At 72.5% G+C, this 23,184-nt stretch carries 24 protein-coding genes and 1 tRNA gene; 13 read left to right on the top strand and 12 right to left on the bottom strand.

Annotated features, from left to right (window positions below):
- Positions 1 to 70 precede the first annotated feature (70 nt).
- Entirely contained in the window at positions 71 to 1,174 is a 1,104-nt protein-coding gene (locus ACFQ9V_RS07095) for an ABC transporter permease (RefSeq protein WP_382458467.1), read from the bottom strand.
- Positions 1,175 to 1,279: 105 nt separating this feature from the next.
- On the opposite strand from ACFQ9V_RS07095, the gene ACFQ9V_RS07090 reads away from it, so the two are divergent.
- A complete protein-coding gene (locus ACFQ9V_RS07090; protein WP_382458466.1) occupies positions 1,280 to 1,888 on the top strand; it encodes a TetR/AcrR family transcriptional regulator in 609 nt (202 codons plus the stop codon).
- On the opposite strand, the gene ACFQ9V_RS07085 is transcribed toward ACFQ9V_RS07090, so the two are convergent.
- Together ACFQ9V_RS07085 and ACFQ9V_RS07080 are read right to left on the bottom strand one after the other, a co-directional pair.
- Complete coding sequence (locus ACFQ9V_RS07085) at positions 1,849 to 2,709, bottom strand: alpha/beta fold hydrolase (RefSeq protein ID WP_382458465.1); 861 nt, start codon at positions 2,707 to 2,709, stop codon at positions 1,849 to 1,851. The two genes, ACFQ9V_RS07090 and ACFQ9V_RS07085, sit on opposite strands and share 40 nt — an antisense overlap.
- Entirely contained in the window at positions 2,706 to 3,368 is a 663-nt protein-coding gene (locus tag ACFQ9V_RS07080; RefSeq protein WP_382458464.1) for a TetR/AcrR family transcriptional regulator, read from the bottom strand. The genes ACFQ9V_RS07085 and ACFQ9V_RS07080 overlap by 4 nt, the downstream gene beginning before the upstream one ends.
- Before the next feature lie 61 nt (positions 3,369 to 3,429).
- On the opposite strand from ACFQ9V_RS07080, the gene ACFQ9V_RS07075 reads away from it, so the two are divergent.
- The 4 genes from ACFQ9V_RS07075 (at position 3,430) to ACFQ9V_RS07060 (ending at position 7,937) form a co-directional block, all read left to right on the top strand.
- Positions 3,430 to 4,185, top strand: a complete 756-nt coding sequence (locus ACFQ9V_RS07075) for an SDR family NAD(P)-dependent oxidoreductase (protein ID WP_382458463.1) — start codon at positions 3,430 to 3,432, stop codon at positions 4,183 to 4,185.
- A 121-nt stretch (positions 4,186 to 4,306) separates the two neighbouring features.
- Positions 4,307 to 5,467 carry an acyl-CoA dehydrogenase family protein gene (locus ACFQ9V_RS07070; protein WP_382458462.1) on the top strand — a complete coding sequence of 387 codons (1,161 nt, stop codon included), beginning with the start codon at positions 4,307 to 4,309 and terminating at the stop codon, positions 5,465 to 5,467.
- A 5-nt stretch (positions 5,468 to 5,472) separates the two neighbouring features.
- A complete protein-coding gene (locus ACFQ9V_RS07065; protein ID WP_382458461.1) occupies positions 5,473 to 6,582 on the top strand; it encodes an aminopeptidase P family protein in 1,110 nt (369 codons plus the stop codon).
- On the top strand, positions 6,579 to 7,937 hold the full coding sequence (locus tag ACFQ9V_RS07060; RefSeq protein WP_382458460.1) for a DUF445 domain-containing protein: 1,359 nt from the start codon (positions 6,579 to 6,581) through the stop codon (positions 7,935 to 7,937). The genes ACFQ9V_RS07065 and ACFQ9V_RS07060 overlap by 4 nt, the downstream gene beginning before the upstream one ends.
- Before the next feature lie 80 nt (positions 7,938 to 8,017).
- Here the strand turns inward: ACFQ9V_RS07060 and ACFQ9V_RS07055 are convergent, their stop codons facing one another.
- Positions 8,018 to 8,398, bottom strand: a complete 381-nt coding sequence (locus ACFQ9V_RS07055; protein ID WP_382458459.1) for a DUF3054 domain-containing protein — start codon at positions 8,396 to 8,398, stop codon at positions 8,018 to 8,020.
- 102 nt (positions 8,399 to 8,500) lie between these two features.
- On the opposite strand from ACFQ9V_RS07055, the gene ACFQ9V_RS07050 reads away from it, so the two are divergent.
- The 4 genes from ACFQ9V_RS07050 (at position 8,501) to ACFQ9V_RS07035 (ending at position 16,026) form a co-directional block, all read left to right on the top strand.
- Positions 8,501 to 11,386 (top strand): aminotransferase, encoded by a 2,886-nt coding sequence (locus ACFQ9V_RS07050; protein WP_382458458.1) that lies wholly within the window; start codon positions 8,501 to 8,503, stop codon positions 11,384 to 11,386.
- Positions 11,387 to 11,504: 118 nt separating this feature from the next.
- Positions 11,505 to 11,714 carry a heavy-metal-associated domain-containing protein gene (locus ACFQ9V_RS07045; protein ID WP_382458457.1) on the top strand — a complete coding sequence of 70 codons (210 nt, stop codon included), beginning with the start codon at positions 11,505 to 11,507 and terminating at the stop codon, positions 11,712 to 11,714.
- Positions 11,714 to 13,951: a heavy metal translocating P-type ATPase gene (locus ACFQ9V_RS07040; RefSeq protein ID WP_382458456.1), complete on the top strand. Its 2,238-nt coding sequence runs from the start codon at positions 11,714 to 11,716 to the stop codon at positions 13,949 to 13,951. Before ACFQ9V_RS07045 ends, ACFQ9V_RS07040 begins: the two co-directional genes overlap by 1 nt.
- Complete coding sequence (locus ACFQ9V_RS07035) at positions 13,948 to 16,026, top strand: heavy metal translocating P-type ATPase (RefSeq protein ID WP_382458455.1); 2,079 nt, start codon at positions 13,948 to 13,950, stop codon at positions 16,024 to 16,026. The genes ACFQ9V_RS07040 and ACFQ9V_RS07035 overlap by 4 nt, the downstream gene beginning before the upstream one ends.
- A gap of 75 nt (positions 16,027 to 16,101) precedes the next feature.
- Here ACFQ9V_RS07035 and ACFQ9V_RS07030 read toward each other — a convergent pair whose 3' ends face one another.
- Positions 16,102 to 17,001 carry a LysR family transcriptional regulator ArgP gene (locus tag ACFQ9V_RS07030; protein WP_382458454.1) on the bottom strand — a complete coding sequence of 300 codons (900 nt, stop codon included), beginning with the start codon at positions 16,999 to 17,001 and terminating at the stop codon, positions 16,102 to 16,104.
- A gap of 68 nt (positions 17,002 to 17,069) precedes the next feature.
- Between ACFQ9V_RS07030 and ACFQ9V_RS07025 the strand changes: the two genes are divergently transcribed.
- Positions 17,070 to 17,672, top strand: coding sequence for a LysE/ArgO family amino acid transporter (locus tag ACFQ9V_RS07025; protein WP_382458453.1), 603 nt, complete (start codon positions 17,070 to 17,072; stop codon positions 17,670 to 17,672).
- 59 nt (positions 17,673 to 17,731) lie between these two features.
- On the opposite strand, the gene ACFQ9V_RS07020 is transcribed toward ACFQ9V_RS07025, so the two are convergent.
- The 4 genes from ACFQ9V_RS07020 to galU form a co-directional block, all read right to left on the bottom strand.
- A tRNA-Ala gene (locus tag ACFQ9V_RS07020) sits at positions 17,732 to 17,804 on the bottom strand.
- Positions 17,805 to 17,862: 58 nt separating this feature from the next.
- Complete coding sequence (locus ACFQ9V_RS07015) at positions 17,863 to 18,948, bottom strand: hypothetical protein (RefSeq protein WP_382458452.1); 1,086 nt, start codon at positions 18,946 to 18,948, stop codon at positions 17,863 to 17,865.
- 119 nt (positions 18,949 to 19,067) lie between these two features.
- The gene (locus ACFQ9V_RS07010; RefSeq protein WP_382458451.1) at positions 19,068 to 19,730 is read right to left on the bottom strand and encodes a GNAT family N-acetyltransferase; all 663 of its coding nucleotides are present in this window, start codon (positions 19,728 to 19,730) and stop codon (positions 19,068 to 19,070) included.
- Between the two features lie 42 nt (positions 19,731 to 19,772).
- Entirely contained in the window at positions 19,773 to 20,735 is a 963-nt protein-coding gene (gene galU / locus ACFQ9V_RS07005) for a UTP--glucose-1-phosphate uridylyltransferase GalU (protein ID WP_382458450.1), read from the bottom strand.
- A 59-nt stretch (positions 20,736 to 20,794) separates the two neighbouring features.
- Between galU and ACFQ9V_RS07000 the strand changes: the two genes are divergently transcribed.
- The 3 genes from ACFQ9V_RS07000 to mscL all read left to right on the top strand — a co-directional run bounded on the left by ACFQ9V_RS07000 (position 20,795) and on the right by mscL (position 22,279).
- Positions 20,795 to 21,379 carry a 5-formyltetrahydrofolate cyclo-ligase gene (locus ACFQ9V_RS07000; protein WP_382458449.1) on the top strand — a complete coding sequence of 195 codons (585 nt, stop codon included), beginning with the start codon at positions 20,795 to 20,797 and terminating at the stop codon, positions 21,377 to 21,379.
- A 22-nt stretch (positions 21,380 to 21,401) separates the two neighbouring features.
- Positions 21,402 to 21,776, top strand: coding sequence for an FmdB family zinc ribbon protein (locus ACFQ9V_RS06995; RefSeq protein WP_382458448.1), 375 nt, complete (start codon positions 21,402 to 21,404; stop codon positions 21,774 to 21,776).
- 62 nt (positions 21,777 to 21,838) lie between these two features.
- Positions 21,839 to 22,279, top strand: a complete 441-nt coding sequence (gene mscL, locus ACFQ9V_RS06990) for a large conductance mechanosensitive channel protein MscL (RefSeq protein ID WP_382458447.1) — start codon at positions 21,839 to 21,841, stop codon at positions 22,277 to 22,279.
- A 7-nt stretch (positions 22,280 to 22,286) separates the two neighbouring features.
- Here the strand turns inward: mscL and ACFQ9V_RS06985 are convergent, their stop codons facing one another.
- Genes ACFQ9V_RS06985 through ACFQ9V_RS06975 form a run of 3 tightly spaced genes read right to left on the bottom strand, consistent with a single transcriptional unit; the run spans position 22,287 to position 23,060 of the window.
- Entirely contained in the window at positions 22,287 to 22,457 is a 171-nt protein-coding gene (locus tag ACFQ9V_RS06985; RefSeq protein WP_382458446.1) for a hypothetical protein, read from the bottom strand.
- Between the two features lie 19 nt (positions 22,458 to 22,476).
- Entirely contained in the window at positions 22,477 to 22,839 is a 363-nt protein-coding gene (locus tag ACFQ9V_RS06980) for a type II toxin-antitoxin system PemK/MazF family toxin (protein WP_382458445.1), read from the bottom strand.
- The gene (locus tag ACFQ9V_RS06975) at positions 22,836 to 23,060 is read right to left on the bottom strand and encodes an antitoxin (protein WP_382458444.1); all 225 of its coding nucleotides are present in this window, start codon (positions 23,058 to 23,060) and stop codon (positions 22,836 to 22,838) included. The genes ACFQ9V_RS06980 and ACFQ9V_RS06975 overlap by 4 nt, the downstream gene beginning before the upstream one ends.
- Positions 23,061 to 23,184: the final 124 nt, after the last annotated feature.

The following is a 23,184-nucleotide window of genomic DNA, read 5'->3' as shown; positions in this document are numbered from 1 at the left end:
GGGGCACGTTGTTGTCGCTTTCGCGGGCGAAAAGTGACAACGACGTGCCCCTCGGCAACAGGGCGGCGCGCTAGGCCGCGGCCTCCGTGACCTCCTGGTTGCGGAAGTGGCCCGCGAGCATCCCGACCACGCCGACGGCGGCCCAGCCGAGCAGCACGAGCCACGGGAACAGTGCGTCAGCGGAGGGGAAGTACGACAGGTCGCGCAGCAGCGTGACGGAGGCGCCCGGCACGAACCACTGCCCGATCGCGCCCCACGGCCCGACCAGGAACTGCAGCGGCTGGGCCGCGGCCGACAGCGGGTTGCCGACCAGCACGGTCAGCACCGCGCCGATCGCGATGCCGACGCGGCCGAACAGCGCGTTCATCCCGACCACGAAGGCCGCGACCGCGAACATCGCCAGCCCGACCGCCAGCGCGTTGACCCAGAAGTCGCCCTGCAGGATGCCGAACCAGCCCTGCAGGATCCCGGTCACCGCGAGTCCGCCTGCCACCCCGTAGAGCGCGACGGCGCCCAGGCGGCGCCAGCTCCCGGCGACGAGCAGGGAGATGAGCACGCCGCCGAGCATCCCGCCCAGCACGAGCGGGAAGGACGACGCGGCCAACCCGAGCCCGCGCGCGTCGGTCGAGGCGAGCGGGACGACGTCGGTCACCTTCACCGTGATGGTGGGCGCCTTCGTGCCGGCGGGCGCGTGGCCGGAGGCGATGGCCTGCTGCACCGCCGCCTGCGCCTGCGCGTTGGCGGCGGCCTGGATATTGGCGGCGACCTGGTTCATGATCTGCGTGACCGCGGCGCCGTTGGCCGAGGCGCTCAGCACCTCCGGGCTGTCGCCGAGGACGATCGCGCCGTAGACGCTGCGCTTCTGGATCGCGTCGACGGCCGCCTGCCGGTCGCTCAGGCTCGTGATCGCGAACGCGCCGCTCGCCGCCTTGTCGAGCTGCGTCTCCACGGCGCTGACCTGCGCGGACGGGCCGGCGATGGCGATCGGGAGGTCCTTGACCGTGGAGGTCACGGTCGGCCACAGGAAGGCGAGCAGGATGACGACGACGATGGCCGCCGCTCCCACGGCGAGCGCGAGGGCGCGTGCCCAGGGCGTGTGGACGACGGCGGGACGCGTGGTCCCCTCCTGGCGCGGGGTGATCTGGTCGACGCCGGGATCGGTGCTGGTGCTCATGGCGGCCTCCACTCAATAAAAACGAATGCTCGTTCTTTATAATCGGCAGATCGACGGCTATTGTCAAGAACGAACGTTCCTTTTTCCAGTCGCGAGGAGGCCCGGATGCCGAAGGTCAGCGAGGAGTACCGCGTCGCGCGGCGCCACGAAATCGCCCAGGCGGCCCTCCGCTGCTTCGCGCGCAACGGCTTCGCCGCCACCTCGATGGCCGACATCATCGCCGAGTCCGGCCTGTCTGCGGGCGCGATCTACGGGCACTTCACGAGCAAGGACGAGCTGATGGAGCTGACGGCGTCGGAGATCCTCGACGCCCGCTTTCTGGAGGTCGCCGAGGCGCGCACGCAGCAGCCCCTCCCCGCGCCCGGCGAGATCGTCCGTCTGCTCGTCACCGGCCTGATGACGCACATCGTGGACATCCAGCTGCTCGTGCAGGTCTGGGGGCAGGTGCCGATCAACCCGCGACTGAGGCAGATGTCGTCCGACATCGGCGGCCGGATCCGCGCCATGTTCGTCGGCTACCTGACCGACTGGCACGCCCGAACCGTGCCGGGCAAGCAGACGCTGCGCCTCGACGAGGCGCACGCCCTCGCCGAGCGGCAGGCGCCCGTCTACATCGGGCTCGTGCAGGGCTACGTCACCCAGACCGTGCTGTTCGACGGCTTCGACGGCGAGGGCTACCTCGAGGTCGTGGAGTCGCTCGCGCTCCCGTCCTGACCGCCCGAACCTGTCGAGGCGTCGCAGGCCGCCGCGACGACCCGCGCGAGCCGCTTGCGGATGAGGTGGTCGTTGGCCTCCACCCGGTGCATCGTCACGTGCCGCATGGCCTCGATCACCGTGAGGCTTCCCGGCGCGATGAATGCGTCCATCGTGCCGTAGACGACCTCCACCGGCACGCGCACGCGCGCCAGATCGCCCACGACCGTCTGCCGTTCGACGCAGTTCTGCAGCGACAGCACGAACGGCCGCCAGCTCTTCTCCGTGATCTCGAAGACGTTCTTGATCGGCAGCAGCCTCGCCAGGACGGCGGCGTTGCGGAGGGTGAACTCCTTGTTGTTCCGCAGGAACTCGTACGCGCGCAGGTAGGCGCTCACCCGGGTGCGCACGCGGCGGTCGCCGATCTCGGTGGGCGACGGGTAGACCGGCGGCCCGACCAGCACCAGCCTGCTGAGCGCCCCGGGATGCTCGGCGGCCCAGCGCGCGACGATGAGGCTGCCGAGCGAGTGGCCGACGAGCACGAACGGCTCGCGCAGCCTCAGGGAGCGCAGCGTGCCGTCGAGCGCGGCGACGTGCTCGTCCATCGTGTACTGCGCGTCCTCCGGCGCCGGCGAGCGGCCGAAGCCGAGGATGTCGATGGAGATGGCGCGGTGCCGCGGCTCCAGCAGCGGCACGAGGTTCTGGAACGTCACCGACGACGACGCGATGCCGTGCACGAGCACGACCGCGGGCCCCTCCCCCACGTCGGAGGCGATGTGCAGCAGCGGCGCGCGGCGCAGTCCGAGGCCGCGGCGCAGCCGTTCCAGGAGGCCGTCGCTCATCGGGACGGCCACCACGGCGGCGTGAGCCGTTCGAGCAGCGCGAGCAGCGCCTCCACGTCCCGCGGCCCCGGGCGGGTGAGCCAGACCTCGATCGCGCCGATGATGCCGTCGGCCAGGTAGCGCTCGATCGCCCGGCGCTCCAGCTCGTCGGCGGCGGGGACGCTCACGCTGTGCTGGTCGAGCAGCAGTTCGATGGAGCCCTGGAAGTGGTCGCTGAGCATGGCGTGCAGGCCGGCCTCCGCGCCCTCCGCTCCGAGGCCGCGACGGTAGACGGCGTCGTGCTCGTCCACGTGCTGGAGGACCGCGCGCGTGACGCCGTTGATCGCCGCCGCGGCGTCGTCGGGTGCGACATCCACCAGGTAGGCGGCGCGCAGCTCGTCGAGCTGGGCGCGCAGCACCCGCTGCAGCAGGGCGGCGGGCGAGGCGGCGTACTCGTACACGGTCGACCGGTGCACGCCGGCGGCGGAGGCCAGGCCGGAGACGGTCACGTCGCTGATCGGCCGCTCCGCCGCGAGGGCGAGCACGGCGGCGCCGAGCCGCGCGAGGGTCTTCTCCTGGCGGGGGTCGAGGCGCATCCGATCGTGCCCCGGCGACGCGGCGGCGACCGTGTTCGCTCGGAGCGCATCCGGCTGCGGGCCGTTCGGCCTCCCTGTGTTCACCTTCTGATCGTACAATTGGACTTATCCGACAGGTGTCGGATATTTGGAAGGAGAACAACTCATGGCTCAGTACGATGTCGCCGGCCGGTCCGCGATCGTCACCGGCGGCGGCTCGGGCATCGGACGCGCAGTGGCGCTGACCCTCGCGGCCAGCGGCGCCGCGGTCCTGGTCACCGACCTCAACGAGGAGCACGCAAAGGCCGTCGTCGCCGAGATCGAGGCCGCGGGCGGAACCGCCGCCGCGCTCGCCGGCGACGTGACCGACCCGGCGTTCGCCACGGCCAGCGTCGAGGCCGCGAACGCCCTCGCGCCGCTGAAGATCGCGGTCAACAACGCCGGCATCGGCGGGGAGGCCGCCCCGGTCGCCGACTACTCGCTGGACAGCTGGCGCAAGGTCATCGAGGTCAACCTCAACGCGGTCATGTACTCGATGCAGCCCCAGCTCACCGCGATGGCCGCGAACGGCGGCGGCGCGATCGTCAACATGGCGTCCATCCTCGGCAGCGTCGGCTTCGAGAACTCGTCCGCCTACGTCACCGCCAAGCACGGCCTCCTCGGCCTCACCCAGAACGCTGCACTGGAGTACGCCGGCCAGAACGTGCGCGTCGTCGCCGTCGGCCCCGGCTTCATCAAGACTCCGCTCGTGGAGGCCAACCTGAGCCCGGAGGCGCTGCAGTTCCTCGAGGGCAAGCACGCCCTCGGACGGCTCGGCCAGCCGGAGGAGGTCGCCGCCCTCGTCGCGTTCCTCGCCTCCGACGCCGCGTCGTTCATCACCGGCAGCTACCACCTGGTCGACGGCGGCTACACCGCGCAGTAATCAGCCGCCCGCTCCGTCGAGGGGCACGTCGTTGTCACTTGGAGAGGCTCCAAGTGACATCTACGTGCCCCTCGGCGGAAAGTACTGCCGTGGCGGATTGCGCGCGCTTAGGGTGGAGAGCGTGAGCAAGGACGAAGAGCTGCTGAGCGACGAGCGACTGGAGCGGTTCCGCGCCCGGGCCGCCGAGTACGACGCGGAGAACCGGTTCTTCACCGAGGACTTCGCCGAGCTGGCCGACGACGGCTACCTGAAGGCCCTGGTCCCGGCAGAGTTCGGCGGCCTCGGACTGTCGCTGGAGCAGACCGCGCGCCTCCAGGTCCGGCTCGCCGGCGCCGCGCCCGCCACCGCCCTCGCGGTGAACATGCACCTGGTCTGGACCGGCGTCGCCAAGACCCTGCGCGACCGCGGCGACGACTCGCTGGAGTTCCTGCTCCGGGAGGCCGGCGCCGGCGAGGTGTTCGCCTTCGGGCTGAGCGAGGCCGGCAACGATCTGGTGCTGTTCGGGTCGACCACCGAGGCCCGGCCGGAGGCGGACGGTGCGTACCGCTACTTCGGCACCAAGATCTTCACCTCGCTCTCCCCCGCGTGGACGCGGCTCGGCACGATGGGCCTCGACACGACGAGCACCGACGCCCCGAAGATCGTCTACGGCTTCGTGGAGCGCACCGGCGGCGGCTTCGAGATCCGCGAGGACTGGGACACGATCGGGATGCGCGCGACGCAGAGCAGCACCACCGTGCTCGACGGCGCGCTCGCTCCCGCGGACCGCGTGGTGCGCCGCCTCGACCCCGGCCCGAACCCCGACCCGCTCGTCTTCGCCATCTTCGCGAACTTCGAGCTCCTGCTCGCCGCCGTGTATACCGGCATCGGCGCCCGGGCGCTGGAGCTGGCCGTGGCCTCCGCGCACCGCAGGAAGAGCCTGAAGAACGACGGCCGCAGCTACGCGAACGACCCGGACATCCGCTGGCGCGTCGCCTCCGCCGCGATCGACCAGGACGCCCTGCTCCCCCAGCTCGACGCGATCACCCGCGACGTCGACACCCTCGCCGACCACGGCGCGCAGTGGTTCCCGAAGCTGGTCGGGATGAAGGTCCGCGCCACCGAGACCGCCCGCCGCGTCGTCGATCAGGCCATCCGGGTCTCCGGAGGCTCGACCTTCTTCGCCGGGAACGAGCTCGGCAGGCTGTACCGCGACGTGCTCGCGGGGATCTTCCACCCGTCCGACGCCGAGTCCGCGCACAGCACCGTCGCGAACGCGTGGCTCGGCCCGATCGAGGAGTGACCGTCATGCAGCAGATCACCGCCCAGCACTTCGCCGACCGGCTGGCCCGCGGCGCCGCCCAGGCGAAGGAGGCCGGGCTCGACGCCCTCCTGGTCGCCCCCGGCCCTGACCTCGCGTACTTCGCCGACTACCTCCCGCCCGCCACCGAGCGGCTGACCATGCTGGTGATCCCGTCCGAGGGCGAGCCGACGATGATCGTGCCCGTGCTGGAGCGCGACGGCGCCGCCGCGACCCGCTCCGCCGGGGCGATCCGCCTGATCACCTGGGCCGACGGCGAGGACGAGCACGCGCCCCTGGTCGACCAGCTCTGGTCGGGAGGCCGCTACGCCGTCTCCGACTCGGCCTGGGCGCTGCATCTGCTCGCGCTGCAGCACGAGCTCCCGGATGTGCGCTTCGCCGCGTTCTCGGCCGCCCTGCCGATGCTGCGGGCGGTGAAGGGCCCCGACGAGCTCGACCGGCTCGCCGCCGCAGGGGCAGCGGCCGACGCGACCTTCGAGGACATCCTCACCGTGGCCTTCGCCGGCCGCCGCGAGAACGAGGTCGCCGCCGACCTGGACCGCCTGCTGCGCGCGCACGGCCACTCGCAGGTGGACTTCACCATCGTCGGCTCCGGGCCGAACGGCGCGAACCCGCACCACGAGGCCGGGGACCGCATCATCCAGCAGGGCGACATGGTGGTGCTCGACTTCGGCGGCCTGATGGACGGCTACGGCTCGGACACCACCCGCACGGTCCACGTCGGCGAGCCGACCGACGAGGAGCACGAGGTCTTCGAGGTGGTGAAGCGGGCGCAGCAGGCCGCGTTCGAGGCGGTCGCCGTGAGCGTGCCGCTGCAGGAGATCGACCGCACCGCCCGCGCGGTGATCCGGGACGCGGGCTACGGCGAGTACTTCGTCCACCGCGTCGGCCACGGCATCGGCACCACCACCCACGAGCCGCCGTACCTGGTGGAGGGCGAGGAGCAGCCGATCGTGGCCGGGATGTGCTTCTCCATCGAGCCGGGCATCTACCTGCCGGGCAGGTTCGGCGTGCGCATCGAGGACATCGTGGTCGCCGACGACGACGGGGCGCGCCGGCTGAACAACACCAGCCGCGAGCTCCACATCGTCCGGTGAGCGCGCCGACCGCCCGCACGGGCGACGCCGAGAGCGCCGACGGCGAGCGCGCGACCTCCGAGCGCGCCGCCTCCGACCGCATCCGGGCCGAGCGCGCGGCCGCCGAGCTCCGCGACGCCGAGCGCCGCCGGGCGCTCCGCAGCATGAAGGCCCTCGCGACCAGCCTGCTGGCGGTCGCCGCCGTGATCTTCGCCGTCTCGTTCGCGCTCCAGGACCGTTACCCGTGGCTCGGCTTCGTGCGCGCCGCCGCGGAGGGCGCGATGGTCGGCGCGCTCGCGGACTGGTTTGCCGTGACGGCGCTGTTCAAGCATCCGCTGGGCCTGCGCATCCCGCACACCGCGATCATCCCGACCCGCAAGGACGAGATCGGCGAGACGCTGGGCGAGTTCGTGGAGACCGAGTTCCTCTCCGACGACGTGGTCGCGACCCGGCTGACCGCGTACGACGTGTCCGGCGCCGCCGCCCGCTGGCTGACCGAGTCGGGCAACGCGCGCCGGGTGGTGGACGAGGCGTCCGGCGCCGTGGTCGGGTTCTTCGGGCTGCTGGACGACGACCGCATGCGCGAGGCCGTGGAGGCCGTCGTGCGCACGCACGTGATCGAGCCGGAGTGGGCGCCCCCGATCGGCCGCCTCGGCGTGCGCATCCTCAGCTCCGGCGGCCACCACGCCGCCGTCGACCTGCTGCTCGACCGGTTCGACGACTGGCTGGTCATCCACCCGGACGCGCTGACGAACCTCGTCTCCGGCCGGCTCCCGTCATGGCTGCCGTCCTTCGTCGACAAGCTGGTGGACGAGCGCGTGTACCAGGAGCTGCGCCGCTTCATCGCGGACGTGCGCCGCGACCCCGCGCACCGCGCCCGCCGCGCGTTCGACGGGTACCTCGCCGAGCTCGCCGACCGCCTCCAGAACGACCCGGAGACGATCGCCGGCCTGGAGGCCGCGAAGGCCCGCGCGTTCGACGACCCGCGCATCCGCGAACTGGCCGCGCAGGCCTGGGCGGCGGCGCGCTCGGCGGCTGTGGACGCTCTCAGCGACCCGGACAGCGAACTCCGAAACCGGGTGTCCGCGGCCCTCGCCGACGCCGCCGGCCGCGTCGACGCCGACCCGGAGCTGCGGGCCTCCCTCAACCAGCGCATCGCCGGCGCCGCCGGCCACCTGGTGTCGACCTACCGGCACGACATCGCGAGCGTGATCACCGAGACCGTGCGGGGCTGGGACCCGGCGGAGACGACCGACAAGATCGAGGTCCAGGTCGGCCGCGACCTGCAGTTCATCCGGATCAACGGGACGGTGGTCGGCGCGCTCGCCGGCCTGGCCATCTACACGATCGCGACGCTGGTCGCCGCGGCGCTCTGACGAACGAGGGGTCGCGACACGCCGTCAGCGCCGCGGCGTAGCGGCGTGTTGCGTCCCCGGGTTCGCGCGGGGAGGCGGCGCTACGCCCGCCGCAGCGCCCGGCGCCGCGCGAACGGGATGGCGGCGATCCGCCAGCCGACCAGGAAGATGCCGAGCACCACGAACGCCACGGCGATGAACGCCGGCTCCACGCCCTGCCCGGCGGAGGTGCGGATGAGCATCCCCAGCGCGACCGTCATCAGCCAGACCGGGACACCCGGCCAGATCAGCGCGAGCGGGCGGCGCCAGGCCCAGGTGACGAACCAGCCGGCGACGAGGCCGATGAAGAACGGCCAGTACGTGCTGAGCACCCCGGAGACGGACGCCGCCTCGCCGTGGCTGCGACGCCCGACGAGCACGAACACGAGGATCAGCACGGCGTCGATCACGAACGCCACGGCCGCAGTCCTCGAGGATTTCACGCGTCGATGCTACGATGCCGCGCCCGAGCGTTCGCTGGGTGCGACCCGTGCAGCGGCTTCAATAGACTGGCCGCGTCCAGCCCCCGCAGCCGAGGAGCAGCCGTGCCCAATTCCGACTTCCTGGCCCAGCCGTCCCTGCCCCGCCCGGAGGTCGGCGCCGACGACGCCGCGGCCGTGGCCGAGCACGCGTTCGGGCTCACCGGGCGGATCACCGAGCTGGGCAGCAACCAGGACCGCAACTTCCTCGTCGACACCGGCACGCACCGCTACGTGCTCAAGATCGCCAACCCGGTCTTCGCGGTCGAGGAGCTGCACGCCCAGAACGCGGCGCTCGCGCTGCTCGCCGGGGCCGACGCGCGCATCCCGGCCGTGCTCGCCGCCCGCGACGGCGGCGACGTCGTCGCGGTCGAGGTGCGCGGGCGGACGCTGCACGCGCGGGTGCTGAGCTTCCTCGACGGCGAGCCGCTGACCGATGTCGAGCGCCTGAGCGCCGAGCAGCTGCGCACGCTCGGCCGGCTGTCCGGGAGCATCGCCGCTGGACTCGCCGGGCTGCGGCATCCCGGGCTCGCCCGCACCACCCAGTGGGACGCGCGGATCGGCGGCGACGTCGTCGCGCTGCTCGCCGATCACGTCCTCCAGCCGGCGAAGCGGCTGGCCGTGCTGGCCGCGGCGGAGGCCGCGCTCGCCGCGCTCGAGCCGCTGCGCCGGCGGCTGCGGGTGCAGGCCATCCACAGCGACGTGACGGACGACAACATCGTGCTGGGCGCGGACGGCCCCGGCGTCATCGACTTCGGCGACGTCGCGGACGGCTGGCTGGTCGCCGAGCTCGCGGCGACCGTGACGAGCGCCCTCCACCACCAGCCGGAGGACCCGCTGGCCGTGCTGCACGTGATCGAGGCGTTCCACGCGGAGGCGCCGCTCGACGACGCCGACCTCGCCGCGCTCTGGCCGCTCGTCGTGCTGCGCGGCGCCGTCCTCGTGGTCAGCGGCGAGCAGCAGGTCGTCCTCGACGGGGACAACGCGTACGCCGACGAGAACCGCGCGCACGAGTGGGTCGCGTTCGACGTGGCGCGGCGGCCGCCGTTCCGGGAGGTGGAGGCCGCGATCCGCTCACGGCTGGCGTCGCGCGAGCCGGACGCCCCGGCGCTCGGCCGCCTCATCGCGCTCGACAGCACCGACGCCCACCTCGCCGACCTCTCCGTCACCGGCCACGACCTCGACGAGGGCCGCTGGCAGCGCGCGGGCTTCGAGGACGCCGTTCTGGGGCGGATCTGCCGGGAGAACGGCCACGCGCTCACCCGCTACGCCGAAGCCCGGCTCACCCGCGCGCGCCTCGACCGCACCGAGCCGTCGCCGACGATCGCGCTCGGCGTCACGCTCGACGCCCCGGCCGGCACCGTCGTGCACGCGCCGTTCGCCGGAGACCTGCGGCTGGTGGAGGGCGCCTGGCTGCTGCACGGCGACGAGGTCGACCTCTGGCTGGACGGGCTGTCCCGCCCGCTGACCACGGCCTCCGTCGACCGCGGGGAGGTGATCGGCAGCGCCGTGCGGCTGAGCGTGCAGCTCAGCCGCGTTCCCGGCTGGCGGCCTCCCGCGTTCGTCACGCCCGCGCTGCCGGCGGAGGTGTGGCGCGCGGTCTCCCCCGACCCCTCCGACCTGTTCGGCGTCGACCTCGCCGCGACCGCAGCCGACCCGGCCGACGCACTGTCGCGCCGCGACTCGTCGTTCGCGCGCGTGCAGGAGCACTACTTCGCCGACCCTCCGCTGATCGAGCGCGGCTGGCGGCACCACCTGTTCGACACCCGCGCGCAGAGCTACCTGGACATGGTCAACAACGTGACCCAGATCGGGCACGCGCACCCGCGGCTCGTGCGCGCGGTCAGCGACCAGTGGGCGCTGCTGAACACGAACTCCCGGTTCCACTACGAGGAGCTCTCCCGGTTCACCGAGCGGCTGGCGGAGGTCGCGCCGGACGGGCTCGACACCGTCTTCCTCGTCAACAGCGGCAGCGAGGCGGTCGACCTCGCCCTCCGGCTCGCGCAGGTGCACACCGGCCGCCGGACGATCCTCGCGGTGACGGAGGCCTACCACGGCTGGACGGTCGGGGCCGACGCCGTCTCGTCGTCGCTGGGCGACAACCCGCGCGCCCTGGAGACCCGGCCGGACTGGGTGGAGCTGATCGCGTCGCCGAACGTCTTCCACGGCCGCCACCGGGGGCTCGCCTCCGGGCCGGAGTACCTCGCCGAGCTGGACGAGCAGCTCGCTGCGCTCGACGCAGCCGCGCTCGACACCCCAGGGACCGGCCTCGCGGGCTTCATCGCGGAGCCGGTGTTCGGCAACGCGGGCGGCCTGATGCTCCCCGACGGCTACCTCGCCGGCGTCTACGAGCGGGTGCGCGCCCGCGGTGGCGTGTGCATCGCGGACGAGGTGCAGGTCGGCTACGGCCGGCTCGGTCACTACTTCTGGGGCTCGGCGCAACAAGGCGTCGTCCCCGACGTGATCACCGTGGCGAAGGCGATGGGCAACGGGCACCCGCTCGGCGCGGTCATCACGCGGCGGGAGATCGCCGAGTCGTTCGCGGCGGAGGGGTCGTTCTTCTCGTCCGCCGGCGGCAGCCCGGTCAGCTCGGTCGTCGGACTGACGGTGCTCGACGTGATGCGCGACGAGCGGCTGCAGGAGAACGCGGCCGAGGTGGGCGACCACCTGGCCGCGCGACTGCGCGCGCTCGGGGAGCGGCATCCCCTCGTCGGCGCGGTGCACGGGATGGGGCTCTACCTCGGCGTCGAGCTCGTGCGCGACAGGGGGACCCTGGAGCCGGCGACCGCCGAGGCCGCGCTGGTGTGCGAGCGGATGCTGCAGGAGGGCGCGATCGTGCAGCCCACCGGCGACGGCAAGAACGTGCTGAAGATCAAGCCGCCGCTGTGCATCACACGCGAGAGCGCCGACCGGTTCGTGGACGCGCTGGACCTGGTGCTGGCGACGATCTAGTCGCGCTCCGGCAGCCCCTGGCTGTCCTCCCGCTCGTCTTGACTAGTACCCCTCCTGGGTATAAAGTCGTCTCCGTTGGAATACCCCCTCTGGGTATGCACGAAGCGGAGGATGAGCCATGACGACCACGACGTTCCAGGTGACCGGGATGACCTGCGAGCACTGCGAGCGCGCGGTGACCGAGGAGGTGACCTCGATCGCCGCGGTGACGGGCGTCGACGTCTCGGCCGCGACCGGCGTGCTGAGCGTCGAGTCGGCCTCCCCCGTCGACGACGCCGCCGTGCTCGCCGCGGTCGAGGAGGCCGGGTACAGCGCGGTCCGCGCCTGATGTCCGCGACCGGCGCCCCGAACACCCAGCCGCGGCTGGAGCTGCTGATCGGCGGGATGACCTGCGCCTCCTGCGCGGCCAGAGTCGAGAAGAGGCTCAACAAGCTGGACGGCGTGGAGGCCAGCGTCAACTACGCCACCGAGAAGGCGACCGTGTTCGCGCCCGCGGGGTACGACACCGGTGTGCTGGTCGCGCAGGTGGAGAGCGCGGGGTACACGGCGGCGGTCCCGGCTCCCGAGTCGGCTGCGCGTGCTGCCGATCCCGAACTCGCTGACCTCCGCCGGCGGCTGATCGTCAGTGCGGCGCTCGGCCTCCCGGTCGTGCTGCTCTCGATGATCCCGGCGCTCCAGTTCCCGTCGTGGCAGTGGGTCGCGCTCGCGCTGGCGACGCCCGTCGTCGCCTGGGGCGCGTGGCCGTTCCACCGCGCTGCCGCCGTCAACCTCAGGCACGGCGCGGCCACGATGGACACGCTGGTGTCGCTCGGCGTCACCGCGGCGTTCGCGTGGTCGGTGTACGCGCTGCTGTTCGGCGGCGCGGGCGCGCCCGGCATGACCGGCGCCGACCTCTACCTGGAGGTCGCCGCGGGCGTCACGGTCTTCGTGCTCGCCGGCCGCTACCTCGAGAAGCGCTCCAAGCGTCGGGCCGGGGCGGCGCTGCGGGCGCTGCTGGAGTCCGGTGCGAAGGAGGCCTCAGTGCTGCGCGGCGGCGACGACAACGACGCTCCCCGCGAGGAGCGCATCCCGGTCGAGCGCCTGGTCGTCGGCGACGTCTTCATCGTGCGCCCCGGCGAGCGGATCGCCGCCGACGGTCTCGTGACGGACGGCTCCGGCGCGGTCGACGCGTCGATGCTCACCGGCGAGTCGGTCCCGGTGGAGGTCGGCCCCGGCGACAGCGTCGCGGGCGGGACGGTCAACGCCGGCGGGCGCCTCCTCGTGCGCGCGACGACGGTCGGCGCCGACACGAAGCTCGCGCAGATCGCACGCCTGGTCGAGGACGCGCAATCCGGCAAGGCCGCGGCGCAGCGCCTGGCCGACCGGATCAGCGGCGTCTTCGTCCCGGTGGTGATCGGGATCGCGCTCGTCACCCTCGCGGCGTGGCTCCTGCTGGGCGCGCCCGTGGAGGCGGCGTTCACCGCCGCCGTGGCCGTGCTCATCATCGCTTGCCCGTGCGCGCTGGGGCTCGCGACCCCGACCGCGCTCCTGGTCGGCACCGGGCGCGGGGCGCAGCTCGGCATCCTGATCACGGGGCCGGAGGTGCTGGAGGCGACGCGACGGGTGGACACCGTGCTGCTGGACAAGACCGGGACGGTCACCACGGGGCGGATGACGCTGGTGGGCGTCGTGGCGGACGACGGCGATTCGGCCGGGGCACTGCGCCGCGCGGGCGCCGTGGAGGACGCCTCTGAGCACCCGATCGCACGCGCGATCGCCGACGCGGCCAGGGCCGCCGGAGTACTGCCGCCCGTCACGGCCTTCCGAACCGACGGCGGCCTCGGCGTCTCGGGGACGGTCGACGGCGAGCGCGTCGTCGTCGGACGCGCGTCATTCGTGTCCGCTGCCGGGATGCCGCTCGACTCCGGCCTCCAGCGGGCCGTCGTCGACGCGGAGGCCTCGGGTACGACCGCGGTCGTCGTGGGCTGGGGCGACCGTGCCAGGGCCGTGCTCACGCTGGCGGACGCCGTGGCTCCGCACAGCGCGGAGGCCGTCCGCCGGCTGACGCGGCTCGGCCTGACGCCGGTGCTGCTCACCGGCGACAACGAGACCGTCGCGCGCCGGGTCGCCCACGAGGTCGGGATCGCGGAGGTGATCGCCGGGGTCCTCCCGGCCGAGAAGGCCGCAGTGGTCCGACGCCTGCAGTCGGAGGGCCGGCGGGTGGCGATGGTCGGCGACGGCGTCAACGACGCGGCCGCGCTCGCGGCCGCCGACCTCGGGCTGGCGATGGGGACCGGGACGGACGCCGCTATCCAGGCCGCCGACCTCACCCTGGTGCGCGGCGACCTGACCGCCGCCGCTGACGCCGTGCGGCTGTCCCGGCGTACGCTGGCGACCATCCGCGGCAACCTGTTCTGGGCGTTCGCGTACAACCTCGCGGCACTGCCGCTGGCGGCGTTCGGCCTGCTGAACCCGATGATCGCGGGCGCGGCGATGGCGTTCTCGAGCGTCTTCGTCGTGACCAACAGCCTGCGGCTGCGCACGTTCCGGCCGGAGCACGGAACCGAGGATCGGAGGGGATCATGAGCCAGACCGACCACACGGGGCACGCCGGACACGCCGAGGCGTCGCACGACCACGCCGACCACGCCGACCACACCCAGGCGCCACACGACCACGCCGACCACGACCACGCCGCACACGACCACTCCGGCCACGTCGGCGCCTTCCGCCGCCTCTTCTGGATCAACCTCGTCATCGCGGTCCCGGTCGTCGCCTTCTCGCCGATGTTCGCCATGATCCTCGGCTACCCCCTCCCCGACTCCGCCTGGGTGGCGTGGGTCTCCCCCGTGCTCGGCACCGTCATGTACGTCTGGGGCGGCCGGCCGTTCCTGACCGGCGCCGTCTCCGAGCTGCGGGCGCGGCAGCCCGGGATGATGCTGCTCATCGCGCTCGCCATCACCGTCGCGTTCGTCGCGTCGTGGGGCGCGGCCCTCGGCCTCCTCGACCACCAGCTCGACTTCTGGTGGGAGCTCGCCCTCCTCATCGTGATCATGCTGCTCGGTCACTGGATCGAGATGCGCTCGCTCGCCCAGACCACCTCCGCCCTGGACTCGCTCGCCGCCCTGCTGCCCGACGAGGCCGAGCGGCTGGAGGGCGACGGCACGGTCGTCGTCTCCCCCGCCGACCTCGCGGTGGGTGACCTCGTGCTGGTGCGTCCGGGAGGGCGCGTCCCGGCCGACGGGCGCGTGGCGTCCGGCGCGGCGCAGGTGGACGAGTCCATGATCACCGGCGAGTCGCGTCCCGTCCCCCGGGGCGAGGGCGACCCCGTCGTCGCGGGGACCGTCGCGACCGACTCCGCGCTGCGCGTGCGCGTCACCGCCGTGGGCGACGACACGGCTCTGGCGGGGATCCGCCGGCTCGTCGCCGACGCCCAGAACTCGTCCTCCCGCGCCCAGCGGATCGCCGACCGCGCTGCGGGCTGGCTGTTCTGGTTCGCTCTCGGCTCCGCGGCGATCACCGCCGTGGTGTGGACGGCGAGCGGCCTCCCCGACGACGCGGTCGTCCGCGCCATCACGGTGCTCGTGATCGCCTGCCCGCACGCGCTCGGCCTCGCCATCCCGCTCGTCGTCTCTATCGCGACCGAGCGGGCGGCCCGTGGCGGCGTCCTGGTGAAGGACCGCCTGGCGCTGGAGACCATGCGCACGGTCGACACGGTCCTGTTCGACAAGACCGGGACGCTGACCAAGGGCGAGCCCGCCGTCACGGGCGTCGACACGGACGGCGCCGACGACCGCGTGCTCGCCCTCGCCGCCGCCGCGGAGTCCGACTCCGAGCACCCGCTCGCCCGCGCGATCGTGTCCGCTGCGTCGGCCCGCGGCCTCGCGGCGCCCGCGGCGAGCGACTTCACCGCCTCCCCGGCGGTCGGTGTGGCCGCGACGGTCGACGGGCAGCGGGTGGAGGTCGGCGGCCCGGCGCTCCTGGAGCTGCGCGGCGCGGCCGAGCGGCCGGCCGCCGCGACGTGGCGGGACGAGGGCGCGATCATCCTGCACGTCCTGGTCGACGGGCGCACCGTCGGGGCCCTCCGCCTGGCCGACGAGGTCCGCGAGGAGTCCCGGCAGGCGGTGGTGGCGCTGACGGAGCGGGACATCCAGGTCGTGATGATCACCGGCGACGCGGAGGCCGTGGCTGCCTCGGTCGCCCGCGAGCTCGGGATCGAGCGCTGGTTCGCCGGCGTCCGGCCGGAGGACAAGGAGTCGACCGTCGCCGGTCTCCAGGCCGAGGGCCGCACCGTCGCGATGGTCGGCGACGGCGTCAACGACGCCCCTGCGCTGGCGCGAGCGGACGTCGGCATCGCGATCGGCGCCGGCACGGACGTGGCGATCGCGTCGGCCGGCGTCATCCTGGCCAGCGACGACCCGCGCTCCGTGCTGTCGGTGATCCGGCTGTCGCGGGCGAGCTACCGCAAGATGACCCAGAACCTGTGGTGGGCGGCCGGCTACAACCTGCTCTCGGTCCCGCTCGCGGCGGGCGTGCTGGCGCCGATCGGGTTCGTGCTGCCGATGTCGGTCGGGGCCATCCTCATGTCGCTGTCCACCATCGTCGTGGCGCTGAACGCGCAGCTCCTCCGCCGCCTCGACCTCCGCCCCCAGACCCTCTGACGCACTGACCCTCTGACGCTCGCCACCTCCGCCGAGGGGCACGTAAGCGCCCCTAAAACCGCATTTTAGGGGCGTTTACGTGCCCTTCGGCGAGTGGGAGGGGCGGAGCGCGGCCGCCGCAGCGCGCGCGATGGCGGCCGCCACCGCGTCGAGCGCCGCCGAGTGCAGCGACCACTGCTGCCAGTACAGCGGCACGTCGACCGCGCCTCCCGGGTCCAGCACCACCAGCCGGCCGTCGGCCACCAGCGGGTCGGCCTGCAGGTCGGGCACCATCCCCCACCCCAGCCCCAGCACCGCGGCGCCGACGAACTCGGTGGACGCCGGAACGAAGTGCCGCGGCGGACGCGCTCCCGGCGCCAGCGCGGCCACGTAGCGGTCCTGGAGGGCGTCCTTGCGGTTGTAGACCAGCATCGGCGCGACCGCGGCCCGCTCCGCCGTCCAGCCGTCCGGGCACCAGCGCTCCACGAACGCGGGGCTGGCGAGCGGGCGGTAGCGCATGGCCCCCAGCGCCGTGACCGTGCAGCCCTGCACCGGCTCCGGGTCGGAGCCGATCGCGCCCATCGCGGTCCCGTCGCGCAGGCGGTCGATGGTGTGCTCCTGGTCGTCGAGCACGATGTCGAACACCGCGCCCAGCACCGTCGCGAGCGCGGGCAGCACCCACGTCGCGAGGGAGTCCGCGTTGACGACCAGCGGGATCGGGGTCGCGGCGGACCCGTCGCCGCCCTCCAGCTCGGCCGCCGCCTCCGCCTCCAGCAGCGCGACCTGGCGCGCCAAGCGCAGCAGGACGGCACCCGCCTCCGTGGCCTGGATGGGCTTGCTCCGCCGCACGAGCACCCGCCCGCTCTGCTCCTCCAGCGACTTGATCCGCTGGCTCACCGCGGAGGGCGTGATGTGGAGGGCAGCCGCGGCGCGGTCGAAGGTGCCGTGGTCGATCACTGCGGCCAGCGTGCGGAGCTGATCGGTCGAGGCATCCATCGACAGCAATGCTAATGGTTCGTAAGGAAATCAAGCTGTACTGATGGCGCGCTATTCCCTATCGTCGAATGGTGCTCTCCGTCTACCTCACCGGCCTCGGCTCTGCCGCCGCCCTCATCGTCGCCATCGGCGCGCAGAACGCGTTCGTCCTCCGGCAGGGGCTCCGCCGCGAGCACGTGCTCGCCGTGGTCGCGATCTGCGTCGCGAGCGACGCGCTGCTGATCGCCGCGGGCGTCGCCGGGATCGGGACCCTGGTGAAGGCCGCCCCGCTCGCGCTCCAGATCGTGCGCTGGGCCGGGTTCGCGTTCCTGGTCGGCTACGCGGTGTTCGCCGCCGTGCGCGCCGTCCGCCCGACCACGCTGACGGCCGCGACCTCGGGAGGCGGGACGCTCGTCGCGGCGATCGGCACCTGCCTCGCGATCACCTGGCTGAACCCCCACGTCTACCTCGACACGGTGCTCCTGCTCGGCTCGCTGTCGGCGACGCACGGCGACCCGGGCCGCTGGGTGTTCGGCGCGGGGGCGGCGACGGCGAGCCTGATCTGGTTCGTGGTGCTCGGATTCGGGGCACGGGTGGCGGCGCCGGTGTTCGCGCGGCCGATGGCCTGGCGCGTGCTTGACGCGGGGATCGCGGTGCTGATGCTGGTGCTCGCGGTCATGCTGGTGGTGTGAGCCGACAGCGCCGGAAAACGAAAAAGGACCGCCATCCCTGACGGTCCTTTTCCTTCCGGTGGAGCTAAGGAGATTCGAACTCCTGACCTCTTCGATGCGAACGAAGCGCGCTACCAACTGCGCCATAGCCCCGGGGGATTGCTTAGAAACAATAGCACCCTCGCGGGGCCGTTTCGAAATCGAGCGGGGCTCAGCTCGCGGCCCGGCGGCGGCGAAGGACGGCGTCCAGGTCGAGGGCGCCGTCATCGACAGAGCCGATGATCCCCATGCTCGAGTACACGCTCGGGAGGGCCTCCACGACCGCCACGGGAGCGGGACGAGAGAGGACGGGGACGGCCTCCTGCGCGACCGCGACCGGGCGCAGCAGCACCGGCGCGGGCACCACGGGAGCCGCCTCGGCGACGACCGTGGCCTTCCGCTCGAACTCCAAACGAGCGGCCGATCGGCGCAGCTCGGCGGCGGCGTCCACCGACGCCATCGCGGCCGCGGCCACGGTCCCCGGCGACAGGTGCAGGGGCTTCGGGAGCGGCTGCGGCGTCCAGCTCTGGCGCAGTGCCTCCTGCACGGGGAGGTCGTGCTTGGCGTCGTCGTACAGCGCAGGGGACGCGGGCGCGGCCGGGATGAACGGGACGGGCGCAGGCATGGCGTTCGCCGAGCGGGACAGGCGGCTCAGCATCCCGAGGGCGGCCACCGTGACCGTGGCGGACGCGGCGGCGAGCAGCCACGCGCCGGTCGCGAGCAACAGCGCTCCCCCGGAGGCGACACCCACCAGTCCGGCGACCAGCAGGAGAGTGCAGAGGGCGCGGGAACGGCGCAGCCGGCGACGGCGCTGCGGCGAGAGCACGGGGCGGGCGTTCAGCGCCGCGAGCGCACGTGCCCGCTGGGCCGCTGCCGCACGGGACGCGCGCTCCATCGCGATGGCGTGGGCGGCGGCGCGCTCGGCCTCCTCGGCGGCCTCGCGGCGCTCCTCGGCGACGGCCTGCTCGCGGCGGGCGTGGGAAGCGGCCTCCGCGCGCGCGGTGGCCAGACGCCTCTCCTCCGCCCTACGGAGGACACGCTGCTGTTCCGCGACCGTCTTGGCGGTCGCCTCCATGCGGACCTCGTCCGGAAGCTCACTCGTCTCGGCCAGGATGCGCAGCGTCTGCTGCAGGCGCACGGCGTTGCGTTCGGTCGCCAGGTACTCGCGGCGACGCAGCCACACCGGGACGAGGTAGGCCAGCCAGAGGGCGGCCGCGATGGCGACGACGACCCCTCCGCCCATCACATCCCCAGTCATGCCTCTAAAGGTAGGGGTCTGGCGGGCAACGCCCGGGTCAGCGCCCGGGTGTGTCTCGGATGGAGAGGACTCTCAGCGTGCGTTCGACCGGCGTGCGGCACGCTCAGAGCGACAGCGCCTCAGTGCCGCCGGGCCACCGGCAGCGGGATGGCAGCCGCCGCACGGTCCTCGGCGGTCACGGCAGCGGCCTCCGCCGGCGCCTCGCCGTCCATCCAGCGCCGCAGCACGCCCTGCTGCAGCTCCTCCGACACCAGGCCGAAGCAGTAGTGGTCGCGCCAGTCGCCGTTGATGTGGATGTAGCGCCGGCGCAGTCCCTCGTAGCGGAAGCCGAGCTTCTCGACCACGCGCAGGCTCGGCGCGTTCTCCGGGCGGATGCAGATCTCCATGCGGTGCAGGCCGAGCTGGTAGAAGCAGTAGTCGGTCGCCAGCGCCACGGCGGTCGGCGTGATGTTGCGGCCGGCGAACTCCTCCGCGATCCAGTAGCCGATCGTGGCGCTGGAGAGCGAGCCGTAGGTCACCGACGAGACGTTGAGCTGACCGGCCAGCCGGCCGTCGTACTCCACGATGAACGGGAGGCCGTGCCCGGCCCGCGCGTTCGCGAGCAGGGAGCGGATGCTGGCGCGCGTGTCGAACGAGCCGGGCGCATAGGGGCTGGTGGCCTCCCACTGCCGCAGCCAGGACCGGTTGTCGAGCAGCGAGCGCTCCAGGGCGCGCGCGTCCCTCAGGCGGACCGGTCGCAGTCCGATGCGTCCCTCGCTCAGCGTGGGGATGACGAACGCCACGGCGTCCTCCTTCTGCGGCAACCGTTCGCCGCAGGTAGAACGCTAGCGGTTAACGCCCTCCGACGCGTCAGCCGCGTCGATCGGCATCTCCTCCAGGATCTCGCGGGGCTCGTCGTGGAGGCCGTCGGCGAACGCCTTCAGCCACGGCCGCAGCTCAGGGCCGAGGTCCTCGCGGTCGACCGCGAGCTGCACGATCGCCTTGATGTAGTCGAGGCGGTCGCCGGTGTCGTAGCGGCGGCCGCGGAAGACGACGCCGTACACGCCGCCCGTCCAGTCCGGCGCCTGCGCCATCGCCTCGAGGGCGTCGGTGAGCTGGATCTCGCCGCCGCGGCCCGGCTGCGTGCGCTCGAGGACGTCGAAGACCTCCGGGCGCAGCACGTAGCGTCCGATGATCGCGTAGTTGGAGGGCGCCTGGTCGGCGTCCGGCTTCTCGACCAGGCCGGTGATCCGCACCACGTCGTCGTCGCCGGTCTCCTCGATCGCGGCGGCGCCGTACAGGTGGATGGACTCGCTCGGCACCTCCATCAGCGCGACCACGCTGGCGTTGTACTTCCGCTGGACGTCGAGCATGTGGTTCAGGAGGTCGTCACGCGAGTCGATGATGTCGTCGCCGAGCAGCACGGCGAACGGCTCGCGGCCGACGTGCATCTTGGCGCGGAGCACCGCGTGACCGAGTCCCTTCGGGTCGCCCTGGCGCACGTAGTGGAGGTCGGCGAGGGCGGTCGAGTAGTGCACCTTCTCGAGCCGGTCGGTGTCGCCCTTCCTCTCGAGGGTGTCCTCCAGCTCGGCGTTGCGGTCGAAGTGGTTCTCGAGCGCGTTCTTGTTGCGCCCCGTCACCATGAGCACGTCGTGGAGGCCCGCCGCGACGGCCTCCTCGACCACGTACTGGATGGCCGGCTTGTCGACGACCGGCAGCATCTCTTTCGGCATCGCCTTGGTCGCCGGGAGGAACCGGGTGCCGAGGCCTGCCGCGGGGATCACTGCTTTCGTCACGTGAGTAGCCATAGCGCCCACAGTATCCGCATTTCGATCGGGCTCCCGGGGGGATCTTCTAGGATTGCGCTATGGAGACCGACACAGCAGCCCATCGCAAGCGCGCACTGCGCGCCGAGCTGCGCGAGCGCCGGCAGAACCTCACCAGCACCGAACGGCAGGCCGCGACCGCCGGAATCACCCGGAACTTGGTCGACCTGACGACGGACCTCTCCGCCCGCTCCGTGGCCTGCTACCTGTCGACGACGATCGAGCCGGACACCCGCCCCTACGTCAACTGGGCCGTCACGCAGGGGCTGCGGGTGCTGCTCCCGGTCTCCCGCGAGGACGGCCTCCTCGACTGGACCACCGGCGACGGCGAGACCGAGACCGAGGGGCTCTTCGGGATGCCGGAGGCCGTCGGCGAATTGCTCGGCCCGATCGCGATCAACGACGTCGACCTCATCCTCGTACCGGCCGCCGCCGTCGACGCCAGCGGGATGCGCATGGGCTGGGGCCGCGGCTATTTCGACAAGACCCTCGGCAGCATGGAAAAATGTCCCCCGGTGTACGCCGTCGTGTTCGACGGCGAGCTCGTGGACGAGGTCCCGCGCGAGCGGCACGATCAGCCGGTCGACGGCGCGGTCACCCCCACCCGCATCGTCCAGTTCACCTGACCCACCCAGCACACGGAAGACCATGCCGACCTACTCCTACTCGTGCCGCGACTGCGGCCACGCCTTCGACATCCACCAGGCGTTCACCGACGACGCGCTCACGGTCTGCCCGAACTGCGGCGGCACGCTGCGCAAGGTGTTCGGGGCGGTCGGCGTGACCTTCAACGGGTCCGGGTTCTACCGGACGGACTCGCGCGGCGGGGCGAAGACGGGCGGAGGGGCGTCGTCGTCTTCTTCGTCGTCTTCGTCGTCCGGGTCGTCGTCCTCCTCGTCGGGCTCCTCGTCGTCGGGCTCGGGCTCGTCGTCATCGTCGGGCTCGTCCTCGTCTGGCTCGTCGTCCTCCTCTTCCGGCTCGTCGGCCTCCGGCTCGTCGGCGTCGTCGGGCTCCGCAGCCTGATCCCGCGCCCGCCCGGGCGCACAGCACCACCAGTTCCATCCACCGAGCGAAAAGGACCGGTCATGCTCAAAGGCTTCAGGGAGTTCATCCTCCGAGGGAACGTGCTCGACCTGGCGGTCGCGGTGGTCATCGGCGCCGCGTTCACCGCGGTCGTCACGGCGATCGTGACGAACCTGATCAACCCCGTGATCAGCGCGTTCTTCAAGCAGAGCGACCTCAGTCACGCGATGGTGGTCACCCTCAACGGATCGAGCATCAAGTTCGGCGCGATCCTCGGCGCGCTCATCAACTTCCTGATCGTCGCGGTCGTCGTCTACTTCGTCTTCGTCTTCCCGATCAACAAGATCAAGGAGCGCGCCGACCGCCTCCGCAAGAAGGGCGTCGTGGAGCCGGACGCGCCGGTCACCGACCTCGACCTGCTCACGCAGATCCGCGACCTCCTCGCGGCGCAGCAGGGGCCGCCGTCGGCGAACGCGGGCAAGCACGCCGACCCGCTCCCGTAAGGCGCGCTCAGTAGTGCGGCGGCACGTCCCGCCGCAGCTGCTCGTCGTTCGGCGACCACGACGTCTCCTCGCGGTCCCGCTCGGGGACGTGCGGCGTGGGGTCGGCGCCCGGCGCACTGGCGCGCTGCACGCGGCGCGAGCGGCGTGGAGGGCGATCGGGGTCGGGCTTGTCGTTCACGGTTCCAGGCTAGCCGCGGTCAGACGGAGAGGTGAAACCGCAGGGCTTCGTCGACCTGGTGCATGATCCAGGCCGGCGTGGTGCCGATCGGCCGGCCGATCCGCGAGAAGCCGACCGCCCGGACCTGCTCGACCTGCACCTTGGAGGGGACGCGCAGTCCCATCTGGTCCAGGTCCTCACGCTCGGTGACCTCGACCTGGAAGTCGGAGTGCACGACATCGACGTTGGACGTCAGCGGTACGAAGGTGATCACGCCACGCGACCGCTTCGTCACCGCCGCGTTCATCCCGGCCGAGCTGACGACGACGCAGGGGCGGCGTTTGCCCGCCTCCCCTTCGACGACAGGGTCGAGGAGAACCTCGAGAACGTCTCCCCGCCTCACTCGGACAGCCCATCTCCTACAGTCTGATCCCAGAGCGCCTGGTCGCCGGAACCCTCCCACTCATCGAACGCCTGGGCGTAAGCGCCTTCGGCGTCGAGCTCGCGCTGGATTCGCAGGAGCTTGTGGATGGCCGCAGATCGATTGCCCTTGACGTCCGCCGCGATCTTGTCCAGGTAGACCAGGTCGTCATTGGAAAGACTCACACTCAGCTTCACGGTCATACCGCGATGCTACCAGAGTGCGACCCTGATGCCCTCGCCCCGATTCCGCACGAATGCGGCGAATCGCGCCTCGCGCGATTCGGCACGAATGTCGCGAATGGCGGCGCCAGAGGCGACATTCGGC

Origin of the sequence: Leifsonia sp. NPDC056665 (assembly GCF_042791795.1) — a bacterium.
Taxonomy (GTDB): domain Bacteria; phylum Actinomycetota; class Actinomycetes; order Actinomycetales; family Microbacteriaceae; genus Leifsonia.
The sequence above is the reverse complement of the archived record's forward strand: the minus strand, read 5'-3'. Positions and strand labels throughout refer to the sequence as shown.